The sequence below is a fragment of the Bacillus sp. FSL E2-0195 genome (genome assembly GCF_038003645.1).
Taxonomy (GTDB): domain Bacteria; phylum Bacillota; class Bacilli; order Bacillales; family Bacillaceae_G; genus Bacillus_A; species Bacillus_A mycoides.
In genome coordinates this window covers 90,001-104,481 of the sequence record NZ_JBBOPN010000001.1, presented here as the reverse complement: position 1 = coordinate 104,481, position 14,481 = coordinate 90,001, and the positions used below count along the sequence as shown (strand labels likewise).

Genomic DNA, 14,481 nt, shown 5'->3' with positions numbered 1-14,481 from the left:
TGTTTACTTTGCGCCCTAAGACGTTCCGCGAAATACTTCGCTGTTCAACAGAAGACTCGAAGGGGCATTTCAAAAATCCGCTTATAAACCACTTCCAGCCTAAGGGTGGTTCTCTCTGTAAAAAGCCTGATTTTCTACTTCTCCTTCTCGTCGCTTTTCCTTATTAGATTTTAGATATACTTATTATATTGCTAAACCTAGAAAATGTTAACCAATTACTTTTTGAATACGATTTAAAACTTTTTCTTTTCCAAGAAGAGCAATAGCGTTAGGAAGCTCTGGACCATGTGTTTGTCCAGTAGTAGCAACACGGATTGGCATAAATAGGTTTTTACCTTTATGTCCTGTTTCTTTTTGAACTGCTTTAATAGCCGCCTTAACTGCCGCTGGCTCCATTGCTTCTAAAGCTTCTAATTGATCGGCAAATGCACGAAGTACTTCAGGTACTTGTTCACCTTTCAATACTTCTTGTCCCTCTTCTTCATGATCAACATGATCTTTAAAGAACATTTCAGAAAGCTCTACAATTTCAGCTCCAAAGCTCATTTGGTCATGATATAAAGCAATTACATCACGAACCCACGCTTGTTCTTGTTCGCTTAAGTTTTCACCTACGCGACCCGCCTTCACTAAATGCGGTAAGCTTAGTTCAACAACCGTATCTAAATCTTGTTTTTTCATATATTGGTTGTTCATCCATTTTAGTTTTTGGGAATCAAATAATGCAGGTGATTTTGATAAACGAGCTGCATCAAACATTTTGATAAACTCATCTTGAGAGAAGACTTCTTCTTCACCTACTGGTGACCAACCTAGTAATGCAATAAAGTTAAAGATTGCTTCTGGAAGATATCCAAGCTCTTTATATTGCTCAATAAATTGAATAATAGATTCGTCACGCTTACTTAGCTTTTTACGGCTTTCGTTTACAATTAAAGTCATATGACCGAACTTCGGGATATCCCAACCGAAAGCTTCATAAATCATCATTTGTTTTGGCGTGTTTGAAATATGATCATCACCACGAAGTACGTGTGTAATCTCCATTAAGTGATCATCTACCGCTACCGCAAAGTTATAAGTTGGAATTCCATCTTTTTTCACGATAACGAAATCACCAAAATCATTTGAATGGAATGCAACTTCATCTTTTACGAGATCTTTAAACGTGTAGTCGCTATCAGCCGGCACACGGAAGCGAATACTTGGAATACGGCCTTCAGCCTCAAATCCTTTAATTTGCTCCTCAGTTAAATCACGGTGGTTTCCTGCATAACGCGGTGTTTCACCACGAGCGATTTGACCTTCACGCTCTGCTTCTAGCTCTTCTTCTGTCATATAACATTTGTAAGCTAAATCACGCTCTAATAAATCTTTATATAATTTTTTATAAATATCTAAACGCTCTGTTTGACGATATGGTCCAAATTCACCACCAACATCAACACCTTCATCCCAGTCCATACCGAGCCATTTCAAGTATTTTAATTGGCTTTCTTCTCCACCAGCAACATTACGTTTCACATCAGTATCTTCAATACGAATAATAAACTTACCATCTTGATGACGAGCAAATAAATAATTAAATAATGCCGTACGCGCATTTCCGATATGTAAGTGTCCTGTTGGACTTGGCGCATAGCGCACTCTCACTTGCTTTTCCATAGTTGGTACACCTTCCAATCTTAATGTCAACACATTCTATAATTGTACACCAAAAAAACGTGATTATCCATCTTACGAATTAAAAACCACTATTTTTTCTGTAATAAAACAACCGCTTGAGAAGCAATCCCTTCTTCTCTACCTGTAAATCCTAATTTTTCTGTTGTTGTTGCCTTTACATTAATATTATCAATAGACGTTTCTAATAGTTCACTAATGCGTTTACGCATGCTTTCAATATGCGGTGCCATTTTTGGCTTTTGGGCAATAATTGTACAATCTAGGTTCCCTAGCTCATAACCTTGTTCACGCACAAATTCCCAAACCTTTTGTAACAATACAGCTGAATCCGCATCTTTAAAGGCAGGATCTGTATCGGGAAAATGTTTTCCAATATCTCCTGCTGCAATTGCTCCTAGACATGCGTCAGCAATCGTATGTAACAATACATCTGCATCCGAGTGACCGATTAATCCTTTTTCATGAGGAATTGTAATTCCACCGATAATTAACGGTCTACCTTCCGCAAATTCATGTACATCAAAACCTTGTCCAATTCGAAACATTCTTTACATCCTCCTCAATCTAAACTACTTTATGAATTCTATATTATATTGCTATCTCTATAAAGAAAAGCCCGGCAACTGCCGAGCTTTTCTTTACTATAATACCATCACTTCTATTTCTTCTGAACATGAAGGAAACTTTCAGCAATTAGTAAATCCTCTGGAGTCGTCACTTTAATATTATAGTAACTCCCCTCTACTACGCCTACTTTCTTCCCTACACGTTCTACGAGACTTGCGTCATCTGTACCAAGAAAACAACTTTGCTTTGCACTTCTATGAGCTTCTAATAAAAGAGGAACAGAAAATCCTTGCGGTGTTTGAACCGCTTTAAGCTGAGAACGTTCTACCGTTTCAACAACAACACCCTGTTCTACTTTCTTAATGGTATCCTTCACTGGCACCGCACAAATGGAAGCACCATATTTCTCTGCTGCAGTTAATACATCTTGCATCATCTTATTCGTTACGAACGGGCGCGCACCATCGTGTACGAGAACATATTCAACACCACTCACATACTGAAGCGCATTATACACACTATCTTGTCTTTCGGCCCCGCCTTGAATAAATTGCACCTGCTTTTCAACCGGGTACTTCTGCATTAACTCCTCAAAATAAGGGCGTTCCTCTTCGTTAATTGCCATGATAATACGTTTACATGCTTTATCTTTTTCAAAAGCACGTAATGTATGCACAATGATAGGTACTCCATTTATAAGTAAGAACAACTTGTTTTTGCCAGCACCCATCCGTTTCCCTTGACCCGCTGCTGGAATAATTAACGTATACATATTAATAATCCTCTACTTATAATGCTTTTTCTAATAATTTACGTTTTGCGAAAATCATACGACCTGCCGATGTTTGCAACACACTTGTAACTAGTACATTAAGTTGCGAACCGACATATTCTCTACCGTCTTCTACTACAATCATCGTGCCATCATCTAAATATGCCACACCTTGATTTTGTTCTTTACCATCTTTCACAACATAAACACTTAATTCTTCGCCAGGGAGTACGACTGGTTTAATTGCATTTGCTAAATCGTTAATGTTTAATACTGTTACTCCTTGTAATTCAGAAACTTTGTTTAAGTTGAAATCATTTGTTACAACAGTTCCACCAGTGATTTTAGCTAACTTTACAAGCTTGCTATCCACCTCTTGGATATCCTCAAAATCGCCTTCATAAATTTCCACCGGAATTGGTAGCTCTTTTTGAATACGATTTAAAATGTCTAATCCTCTGCGACCACGATTACGCTTTAAAGCATCAGAAGAATCGGCAATATGCTGAAGCTCTTCTAATACGAATTGTGGAATCACAATTGTTCCTTCTAAAAACTTCGTTTGGCAAATATCCGCAATACGTCCATCAATAATTACGCTTGTATCGAGAATTTTCCAATGAGTTGTAGATTTTTCTACCTCTACCTCTTCGTTCTCGCTATTGTTTTTCTTCTTACCTCCACGCTGGGGTAATGTAAATAATCCTAGCAATTCATTTCTCTTTTTAAATCCTACTTGGAATCCTAAATAACCAAGTAAAAGAGTAAAGAACACTTGTAATACTGTACTAATGACTGGAATCGTGAATTCACGAATTGGTATCAAAATTAAATATGCAACAATAAGACCAGAGATCAACCCTAATGTACCAAATAAAACATCCGCTACCGGTGCCTTTACAAGGGCTTCTTCGATATGTTTAATAAGTTGAACAATATAATCCACAAGCCAAAATGTTGTTAAAAATAAAATAATTGCACCAATAATTGCACGAACGTACGATCCCTCAAGCAAAGGAACAGCACCAACGTCCAATACATTAATAACTTTTGGGATTAGAAAAATCCCTAACGCTCCCCCGATCACTAAAAAGAAGAGCTGTACGATCCTTTTTAACATCCAACCACCTCCTACTCATTATTAACCATTGTTTTGCTAATCAAAACGCCGAATGCAAAAGCGGACGTGTTTTTTTGTAAATAGTTTTATTTACCAATATACCATATCATATAACAAAAATGTTCTAGTGTCGTTATATTATGGAATCAATGTAATATTCTTAATTGTGTCTACTCATATAGAGATGCTCTTGAATTCTTTTTAGGCCCTCTCGTATTTTCTTCGCCCTAACTTCCCCAATTCCTTCCACATCATCCAATTCATTAATAGTTGCACGACAAACACCTTGCAATGTTTTAAATCGATTAATTAAATTTTCAATGATAAGTGGTGGAACACGAGAAATTTTGCTTGCGATTCGGTATCCCCTCGGTGTCACGCTTTCTTCTAAGTTCATTTGCCCTGGATAGCCGAGCAATTTAACTAAATCGCTATCCTCTAAAAGCTGTGTATTTGCAAGATCTTGTAACTTTTTCAAAATTTGATGGTGATCCTGCGTTTTTTCTTGATAATAATCCTTAATTAATAACGCTGCCTCTGCTTCTAAGTCGGCTAGTAATTCTGTAAGTTGTAAACGAATTAATCTTCCTTCCGTTCCTAACTCATGAATGTAGCTCACTATTTCATTTTTAATACGCAGTACCATTTCAACACTATGTAAAACGTGAACTACCTCGGACATTGTAACGACCTCTTCAAATTCTAGAATGCCCAAATTCGTAATCCCATCATTCCATACAGCTTTATATTTTTCTAACGTTTGAATAGCTTGGTTTGCCTTTGTTAAAATTACACCTATATCTTTTAGTGTATAACGTAAGTTCCCTTGATATAGTGTAATTACGTTACGTCTTTGTGAAATAGCCACAACAAGGCTAGCCGTCTGCTTTGCTACACGCTCTGCCGTTCGGTGACGCATACCTGTTTCAATAGAATCAATGGATGGATCTGGAACTAATTGTGCATTTGCAATTAAAATTTTGCTCCCAGTTTCATTTAAAATAAGTGCCCCATCCATTTTTGCTAATTCATATAAACTAGCCGGCGAGAATGCACAATTAATGTGAAATCCTCCATCAACAATACTTTTAATCTGCTCATTATACCCAAGAACAATTAGCCCTCCAGTTTGCGCACGAAGTACGTTATCTATCCCTTCGCGTAGTGGTGTTCCTGGGGCAACAAGCTGTAGAATATTAATCATACTTTTGACACGTTGCTTGTTTTCCTCCATAGCCTAGCCTCCTAATGTCAAACGAAGCGCTTCTCCTAAATTAGAAACACCTACTACCTCAATCCCATCTGGAATTGTCCATCCTCCCAAATTTTTTCTAGGAATAATAGCACGTTGAAATCCTAATTTCGCTGCTTCTTGTACACGTTGTTCAATTCTTGATACTCTTCTTATTTCTCCAGTTAGGCCTACTTCTCCTATTACCGCATCGGCTGGCGCAGTAGCTTTATCTCTGAAACTTGAAGCAATACTTAAGGCGACAGCTAAATCGATTGCTGGTTCATCTAATTTCAAGCCACCCGCAACTTTTAAATATGCGTCTTGATTTTGCAACAATAAACCTGTTCTTTTTTCTAGCACTGCCATAATAAGTGAAACGCGGTTATGATCAATTCCCGTCGCCATTCTTCGAGGATTTCCAAAACTAGTAGGGGAGATTAATGCTTGTATTTCTACTAAAACCGGCCTTGTTCCTTCCATTGAAGCAACCACTGTGGATCCTGCAACTCCAACTGGACGTTCCTCAAGGAAAATTTCAGAAGGATTTAGTACTTCTGCAAGACCTAGTTCCTTCATTTCAAAGATACCCATTTCATTTGTGGAACCAAAACGGTTCTTCACAGCTCGCAAAATACGATATGTATGGTGACGATCTCCTTCAAAGTAAAGAACTGCATCAACCATATGTTCTAGCATACGTGGTCCTGCAATTGCCCCTTCTTTTGTCACATGTCCGACGATAAAAATAGGAATCCCTTTCGTCTTTGCAAGTTTCATTAATTCCGCTGTACATTCACGTACTTGCGTTACACTCCCTGGGGCTGACGTCACTTCAGGTAAATGTATCGTCTGGATGGAGTCAATAACAACAAAAGCTGGATTCATCTCCTCAATGTGCGCTGCAATTCTCTGTAAATCAGTCTCTGCTACAACAAATAGATTACTACCCTTTACATGCAAACGATCTGCACGAAGTTTGATCTGCTTTGCTGACTCCTCACCTGATATGTATAGTACATCATATAAAGAATCTGCTAATTGCGATGAAATTTGTAATAACAATGTTGATTTCCCAATCCCAGGGTCTCCACCAATAAGTACTAAAGATCCATCTACAATCCCGCCACCAAGTACACGGTTAAACTCTTGAAATTTCGTTTCAATACGCGCCTCAGACTTTGTTTCTACCTCTGTTAAGCGTCTTGGTTTTGTTACTTCTGATTGAATTGCATTGGCATAATTAAGGCGTCTTGATGATACAACTGGTTCCATCTCTTCAACAAGCGTATTCCATTGACCACATCCAGGACATTTCCCCATATATTTTGGCGACTGATAACCACATTCTTGACATGTAAATTTTGTTTTCTTTTTAGCCATATCTTTTATAGTTCACTTCACTTTCATCTACAAACGTTTATCCTTCTCGTACAAGAAAGAGGGCTATCGCGTAGCCCTCTTTGTTTGTCTATACTTATTTTACCTTTTCCGCACTATGAATGACAAATGATTCTCCTTCTATATCAAAGATAACTTTTTGTCCTTTCTCAATAGCACCTTTTAACAGTTCTTCTGATAGTCTATCTTCTACATGTTTTTGAATTGCTCTACGAAGCGGACGAGCACCGTACTCTCGATCAAATCCTTTATCAGCAATTGCTGAAATTGCTCCTTCTGTTAAATGCAATTCAATCTCTTGTTCTTTTAAGCGATTCACTAACTGATTCACCATAAGAGTTACAATTTCTTGAATATGTTTTTTCTCAAGCATATGGAACACGATAATTTCATCAATACGGTTTAAGAATTCTGGACGAAATGCTTTTTTCAATTCATCCATTACTTTACCTTTCATATCTGAATAATCGCGGCTCTCATCTTGTACGTTAAATCCAAGATGTTTATTACGTTTTAATGCGTCTGCACCAACATTAGACGTCATAATAACAATTGTATTACGGAAATCAACTGTACGTCCTTTAGAATCTGTTAAACGGCCATCTTCTAATACTTGTAGTAAAATATTAAACACATCAGGATGAGCTTTCTCTACTTCATCTAATAAGACAACTGAATATGGCTTACGACGAACTTTCTCTGTTAATTGTCCACCTTCTTCATATCCAACATATCCTGGAGGAGATCCAACTAAACGAGAAGTAGAATGCTTTTCCATGTACTCAGACATATCGATGCGGATCATTGCATCCTCATCACCGAACATAGATTCCGCTAATGCCCTTGCTAGTTCTGTTTTACCTACACCAGTAGGTCCTAGGAAATAAATGAGCCAATTGGACGTTTCGGATCTTTTAATCCCGCTCTCGCACGACGAACAGCTTTTGCCACAGCTACAACTGCTTCATCCTGCCCAATTAAACGATCATGTAAAATTGATTCCAAGTTTAATAATTTATCTGTCTCTGTTTGTGCAAGTTTAGAAACTGGAATACGCGTCCATGTGGAAACGACATTTGCAATATCTTCTACTGTTACTTCTGAGTTTTCTTGTCCTTGTTTCTCTTTCCACTGACGCTTTGTATCTTCTAACTTTTCACGCAAACGTTGTTCCATATCACGTAAGGAAGCAGCTTTTTCAAATTCTTGGCTTTGTACAGCTGCATCTTTTTCTTTTCTAATTTCCTCAAGCTTCACTTCAAGCTCTTTTAAGTTTGGCGGTGTTGTATAAGAACGTAAGCGCACTTTTGATGCAGCCTCATCAATTAAATCGATTGCTTTATCAGGTAAAAAACGGTCTGTAATGTAACGATCTGAAAGTTTTACAGCCGCATCGATTGCATCATCTGTAATAGATACGCGGTGATGCGCCTCATAACGGTCACGTAAACCTTTTAAAATCTGAACTGATTCTTCTAAGTTTGGTTCATCAACATGAATTGGTTGGAAACGTCTTTCTAATGCCGCATCCTTTTCAATATATTTACGATATTCGTCTAAAGTTGTTGCACCAATACATTGTAATTCACCACGTGCTAAAGATGGTTTTAAAATATTCGATGCATCAATTGCACCTTCCGCCCCTCCTGCACCAATTAACGTATGAAGCTCATCAATAAATAGAATGATGTTACCAGCTTGGCGAATCTCATCCATCACTTTCTTTAAACGATCCTCAAATTCACCACGATATTTTGTTCCAGCAACAACTGTACCCATATCTAATGTCATAACACGCTTATCTCTTAAAGTTTCAGGAACTTCATTATTTACAATTTGCTGTGCTAATCCTTCCGCAATTGCTGTCTTACCTACACCAGGTTCTCCAATTAATACTGGATTGTTTTTTGTTCTACGGCTTAACACTTCAATTACACGTTGAATTTCTTTACTACGTCCAATAACAGGATCTAAACGATTTTCACGTGCAACAACTGTTAAATCACGTGCTAGACTGTCAAGTGTAGGTGTATTCGCATTTGTTGATGAACCACCCTGGTGACCTGAACTAGCTTCATTACTTCCAAGGAGTTGTAACACTTGTTGTCTTGCTTTATTTAGGCTTACACCTAAATTATTTAAAACGCGTGCTGCTACACCTTCACCTTCACGGATTAAACCAAGTAAAATATGTTCTGTTCCAACGTAGGAATGGCCTAGCTTACGAGCTTCGTCCATAGACAACTCAATAACTTTTTTAGCACGAGGTGTGTAATGTACTGTTTGAGAAGCTTCCGTTCCACGTCCAATTAATGCTTCTACCTCTTTTTGAACTTTCTCTGGACTTAATCCAAGAGCAATTAACGCTTTTGCTGCAATTCCTTCACCTTCGCGTACAAGCCCAAGTAAAATATGTTCTGTTCCAATATTATTATGCCCAATGCGAATTGCTTCCTCTTGAGATAAAGCTAATACTTTCTGTGCTCGTTCTGTAAATCTTCCAAACATCATAGAAATCGCCTCCTACTTGCGCTTAATTTTGTTCAATTCGTAATCGCTCACGGATTAAGGTTGCTCTTCGATAATCTCTTTCTTCTGGTCCTAAAGGTCCTCCTGCATATTGTTGCAAAATGCCTGGCTGAGTAAGAACCATTAACTCAGTTAAAATATTTCTCGATATACCTTGTATATATCCTAAGTCAATACCAAGCCGTACATCTGATAAGCAAGTGGCTGCTTCTGCAGATTGAATTAAACGACTGTTAGCTAGTATTCCGTAAGAACGATATACCTTATCTTCAAGCTCAATGCTTGAATTTTGTACAATTAATTCTCTAGCCGTTTTTTCTTGATGGATGATTTGTTGAATGACACTCTTTAAATCTGCAATAATATCTTCTTCTGATTTCCCTAGTGTCATTTGATTTGACACTTGAAATATATTACCTAACGCTTCGCTACCTTCACCGTATATTCCTCTTACTACTAACCCTAATTTTTGAATTACTTGTATAATACGGTTAATTCTTTTCGTTAAAACCAGTCCCGGCAAATGAATCATTACCGAAGCCCTTAATCCTGTACCGACGTTAGTGGGACAACTCGTAATATATCCAAGCGATTCATCAAAAGCATATTCAACCTGCTCCTCGATCCAATTATCTATTTGATTGGCACTTTGAAGCGCCTCTGATAACTGTAAACCTGAAAATAGGCACTGAATCCTAACATGATCCTCTTCATTAAGCATGATACTTATATGTTCACTTTCTGATAGTAGGCATGCTCCGTATTCTGTTCCTGCAAGATTTGGACTAATTAAATGCTTCTCAACTAAAACTCTCCTTTGAAGAGGATTTAATTCATTCATTTTTAATAGTTCAAACTCCCCAAAAGGTTCTACAGGTTTTTTTATAAACTTCTTCTTAAATAACTCATGAATCTGCTTAGCTTCTTCCTCGTTTTGCATAGTAGAGAATTGATATTTTTTAAAATTACGAGCCAAACGAATTCGACTACTTAAAACAATATCAGAATCAGGGCCATCTCCCTTCATCCATGGACTAATCGCTTCATTCATGATTCTGTCCAGTGACATAGAACTATTCCCCCTCTCTATGCTCACTAAGCTGATTTACAAGACCTCGAATTTTATCTCGTACTTCAGCCGCTTTCTCAAATTCCTCTTTCTGTACATATTGTTTCAGATTGAGTTTTAGTTCATCTAATTCTTTCTTTAAGTAGATATTTCCTTCTATACGTTCAGGAATTTTTCCACAATGATCCGTATGCCCACCGTGAAGTCGTTTTAACAATGGTTTTAAATGCCCCTTAAATGTATCGTAACAAGAAGCACATCCAAAGCGTCCCACTTTTGTAAATTGTTCATATGTCATCTTACAATTCGGACATCTTGATATATTTGTATTTGAAAATGCATCTTGCCCTTCTTCAAACATTGCCGGTTCACTATGCAATAATCCGGCTAATAGGTCATGGAATGAAAAATTAGACTGCGGTGATTGAAAGAAAGACGTATAGCCACTTTGTTCTGCACATTGCTCGCAAAGATGAACTTCCGCCTTTTTTCCGTTGATTACTTTTGTATAATGTAAAGTTGCTGGTCTTATATTACAGTTTTGACAAGTCATCGCTATCCCCCACCTTTACAACAGGAACGATCTATCTCATGATACTTTTCATACATTACTAGATTGTTCTCTTTCCTTAATCCATTTAGTAAAAGCACATGTCATCTTTCAAAATCCCTACAATATTAAACTGCATTATCTTAGCTATCATTCTTAACAAAAGTTATATTTATTTATATTTCAGTGTTCTTAACATTGCGCATAATATTCGAGCCCTAAGTTCATCTCGAGAAGGAACATCCATTAATAATACAGAACGATCTAGTACGCTTAACATAAGTTTAGCTTCACGATTTGTTATAATACCCTCTTCTATTAAACGTATAATCATGCTTTCTGCATTTCCTTGTACAACGCTATGATCAATCATATGAAGCATTTGATCAATAATGTCTATATCATCATGCAGTTTGACTTTTATAATGCGAATGTAACCTCCTCCACCTCGTTTACTTTCTACTACGAATCCTCTTTCTAACGTAAAACGGGTATTGATTACATAGTTGATTTGAGACGGCACACAATCGAATCGATCAGCGACCTCATTCCTCTTGATTTCAATCGCATTATTATTGCTTAAGTCAATAACTTGCTTTAGATATTTCTCAATGATATCAGATATATTTCTCATTTATCCGCCACCTTTATTGACTTTGACTATCTTTGACTTTAATTATATACGTATTAAAAAAATTTGCAACTCTTTTGCTTATTCACTATCCTAGCCACATTTCCCTGTCTTTAATCAAAAGGACGATTCTTTAAGTAAAGATTTTTTAAATTACTATGAATTGTAAAAAGAAACACGAAAAAACACAAGTCAAAAGACTTGTGTTTTTATTTTGCTTGGCGACGTCCTACTCTCACAGGGACAAGGTCCCAACTACCATCGGCGCTAGAGAGCTTAACTTCCGTGTTCGGTATGGGAACGGGTGTGACCTCTCTGCCATCATCACCAAACTATGAAGGTATATTCCTTCAAAACTAGATAACATTTGCTTCATATTATATGGTTAAGTCCTCGATCTATTAGTATTCGTCAGCTCCACATGTCACCATGCTTCCACCTCGAACCTATCAACCTGATCATCTTTCAGGGATCTTACTAGCTTACGCTATGGGAAATCTCATCTTGAGGGGGGCTTCATGCTTAGATGCTTTCAGCACTTATCCCTTCCGCACATAGCTACCCAGCTATGCCCTTGGCAGAACAACTGGTACACCAGCGGTGCGTCCATCCCGGTCCTCTCGTACTAAGGACAGCTCCTCTCAAATTTCCTGCGCCCACGACGGATAGGGACCGAACTGTCTCACGACGTTCTGAACCCAGCTCGCGTACCGCTTTAATGGGCGAACAGCCCAACCCTTGGGACCGACTACAGCCCCAGGATGCGATGAGCCGACATCGAGGTGCCAAACCTCCCCGTCGATGTGGACTCTTGGGGGAGATAAGCCTGTTATCCCCGGGGTAGCTTTTATCCGTTGAGCGATGGCCCTTCCATGCGGAACCACCGGATCACTAAGCCCGACTTTCGTCCCTGCTCGACTTGTAGGTCTCGCAGTCAAGCTCCCTTATGCCTTTGCACTCTACGAATGATTTCCAACCATTCTGAGGGAACCTTTGGGCGCCTCCGTTACACTTTAGGAGGCGACCGCCCCAGTCAAACTGCCCACCTGACACTGTCTCCCGGGTCGATAAGACCCGTAGGTTAGAATTTCAATACAGTCAGGGCGGTATCCCACCAGCGCCTCCACCGAAGCTAGCGCTCCGGTTTCAATGGCTCCCGCCTATCCTGTACAAACTGTACCAAAATTCAATATCAGGCTACAGTAAAGCTCCACGGGGTCTTTCCGTCCTGTCGCGGGTAACCTGCATCTTCACAGGTACTATAATTTCACCGAGTCTCTGGTTGAGACAGTGCCCAAATCGTTACACCTTTCGTGCGGGTCGGAACTTACCCGACAAGGAATTTCGCTACCTTAGGACCGTTATAGTTACGGCCGCCGTTTACTGGGGCTTCAGTTCAGAGCTTCGCTTACGCTAACCCCTCTCCTTAACCTTCCAGCACCGGGCAGGTGTCAGCCCCTATACTTCGCCTTACGGCTTCGCAGAGACCTGTGTTTTTGCTAAACAGTCGCTTGGGCCTATTCACTGCGGCTTTCCGTTAAGAAAGCACCCCTTCTCCCGAAGTTACGGGGTCATTTTGCCGAGTTCCTTAACCAGAGTTCTCTCGCACACCTTAGGATTCTCTCCTCGCCTACCTGTGTCGGTTTGCGGTACAGGCACCTTTTATCTCGCTAGAAGCTTTTCTTGGCAGCGGGGAATCAAAGACTTCGCTCCATAAGGAGCTTCCCCATCACAGCTCAGCCTTCACGATAAGCGGATTTGCCTACTTATCAGCCTAACTGCTTGGACGTGCACAACCAATCGCACGCTTCTTCTATCCTTCTGCGTCCCTCCATTGCTCAAACGATAAAGAGGTGGTACAGGAATATCAACCTGTTGTCCATCGCCTACGCCTGTCGGCCTCGGCTTAGGTCCTGACTAACCCTGAGCGGACGAGCCTTCCTCAGGAAACCTTAGGCATTCGGTGGACGGGATTCTCACCCGTCTTTCGCTACTCATACCGGCATTCTCACTTCTAAGCGCTCCACCAGTCCTTCCGGTCTGACTTCACTGCACTTAGAACGCTCCCCTACCACTGATACCATTGGTATCAATTCGCAGCTTCGGTGGTGTATTTAGCCCCGGTACATTTTCGGCGCAGAGTCACTCGACTAGTGAGCTATTACGCACTCTTTAAATGGTGGCTGCTTCTGAGCCAACATCCTAGTTGTCTAAGCAACTCCACATCCTTTTCCACTTAATACACACTTTGGGACCTTAGCTGGCGATCTGGGCTGTTTCCCTCTTGACTACGGATCTTATCACTCGCAGTCTGACTCCTAAGGATAAGTCATTGGCATTCGGAGTTTGACTGAATTCGGTAATCCGATGAGGACCCCTAGTTCAATCAGTGCTCTACCTCCAAGACTCTTACACTTAAGGCTAGCCCTAAAGCTATTTCGGGGAGAACCAGCTATCTCCAGGTTCGATTGGAATTTCTCCGCTACCCACACCTCATCCCCGCACTTTTCAACGTGCGTGGGTTCGGGCCTCCATTCAGTGTTACCTGAACTTCACCCTGGACATGGGTAGATCACCTGGTTTCGGGTCTACGACCACGTACTAAACGCCCTATTCAGACTCGCTTTCGCTGCGGCTCCGCCTCTTCAGCTTAACCTCGCACGGGATCGTAACTCGCCGGTTCATTCTACAAAAGGCACGCCATCACCCATTAACGGGCTCTGACTATTTGTAGGCACACGGTTTCAGGATCTCTTTCACTCCCCTTCCGGGGTGCTTTTCACCTTTCCCTCACGGTACTGGTTCACTATCGATCACTAGGGAGTATTTAGCCTTGGGAGATGGTCCTCCCAGATTCCGACGGAATTTCACGTGTTCCGCCGTACTCAGGATACATTCAAGAGAGAACGAAGTTTCGACTACGGG

At 39.9% G+C, this 14,481-nt stretch carries 9 protein-coding genes, 2 rRNA genes, 1 pseudogene and 1 other annotated feature (2 of these 13 cut by a window edge); all 12 genes and pseudogenes read right to left on the bottom strand.

The window, feature by feature from the left end:
* Positions 1 to 160: a binding site (T-box leader), on the bottom strand (it extends 86 nt beyond the left edge of the window).
* A gap of 47 nt (positions 161 to 207) precedes the next feature.
* Entirely contained in the window at positions 208 to 1,665 is a 1,458-nt protein-coding gene (gene gltX / locus MHH59_RS00555; RefSeq protein ID WP_002091496.1) for a glutamate--tRNA ligase, read from the bottom strand.
* Positions 1,666 to 1,754: 89 nt separating this feature from the next.
* Positions 1,755 to 2,231 (bottom strand): 2-C-methyl-D-erythritol 2,4-cyclodiphosphate synthase, encoded by a 477-nt coding sequence (ispF, locus tag MHH59_RS00550; RefSeq protein ID WP_000488386.1) that lies wholly within the window; start codon positions 2,229 to 2,231, stop codon positions 1,755 to 1,757.
* A gap of 113 nt (positions 2,232 to 2,344) precedes the next feature.
* On the bottom strand, positions 2,345 to 3,025 hold the full coding sequence (gene ispD, locus MHH59_RS00545) for a 2-C-methyl-D-erythritol 4-phosphate cytidylyltransferase (RefSeq protein ID WP_002009811.1): 681 nt from the start codon (positions 3,023 to 3,025) through the stop codon (positions 2,345 to 2,347).
* A gap of 16 nt (positions 3,026 to 3,041) precedes the next feature.
* Positions 3,042 to 4,145, bottom strand: coding sequence for a PIN/TRAM domain-containing protein (locus MHH59_RS00540; protein WP_002063406.1), 1,104 nt, complete (start codon positions 4,143 to 4,145; stop codon positions 3,042 to 3,044).
* A gap of 160 nt (positions 4,146 to 4,305) precedes the next feature.
* Positions 4,306 to 5,379: a DNA integrity scanning diadenylate cyclase DisA gene (disA, locus tag MHH59_RS00535; protein WP_097883271.1), complete on the bottom strand. Its 1,074-nt coding sequence runs from the start codon at positions 5,377 to 5,379 to the stop codon at positions 4,306 to 4,308.
* Positions 5,380 to 5,382: 3 nt separating this feature from the next.
* Positions 5,383 to 6,759, bottom strand: coding sequence for a DNA repair protein RadA (gene radA, locus MHH59_RS00530; RefSeq protein ID WP_002169331.1), 1,377 nt, complete (start codon positions 6,757 to 6,759; stop codon positions 5,383 to 5,385).
* Between the two features lie 94 nt (positions 6,760 to 6,853).
* Positions 6,854 to 9,288 (bottom strand): annotated as a pseudogene (gene clpC / locus MHH59_RS00525) (ATP-dependent protease ATP-binding subunit ClpC).
* A gap of 22 nt (positions 9,289 to 9,310) precedes the next feature.
* Positions 9,311 to 10,375, bottom strand: coding sequence for a protein arginine kinase (locus tag MHH59_RS00520; protein WP_002169332.1), 1,065 nt, complete (start codon positions 10,373 to 10,375; stop codon positions 9,311 to 9,313).
* A 4-nt stretch (positions 10,376 to 10,379) separates the two neighbouring features.
* The gene (locus MHH59_RS00515; protein ID WP_002009823.1) at positions 10,380 to 10,928 is read right to left on the bottom strand and encodes a UvrB/UvrC motif-containing protein; all 549 of its coding nucleotides are present in this window, start codon (positions 10,926 to 10,928) and stop codon (positions 10,380 to 10,382) included.
* Between the two features lie 169 nt (positions 10,929 to 11,097).
* On the bottom strand, positions 11,098 to 11,559 hold the full coding sequence (gene ctsR / locus MHH59_RS00510; protein WP_078178337.1) for a transcriptional regulator CtsR: 462 nt from the start codon (positions 11,557 to 11,559) through the stop codon (positions 11,098 to 11,100).
* Positions 11,560 to 11,772: 213 nt separating this feature from the next.
* Positions 11,773 to 11,888: ribosomal RNA gene (gene rrf / locus MHH59_RS00505) — 5S ribosomal RNA — on the bottom strand.
* 49 nt (positions 11,889 to 11,937) lie between these two features.
* Positions 11,938 to 14,481 (bottom strand): 23S ribosomal RNA (locus MHH59_RS00500) (it continues 378 nt past the right edge of the window).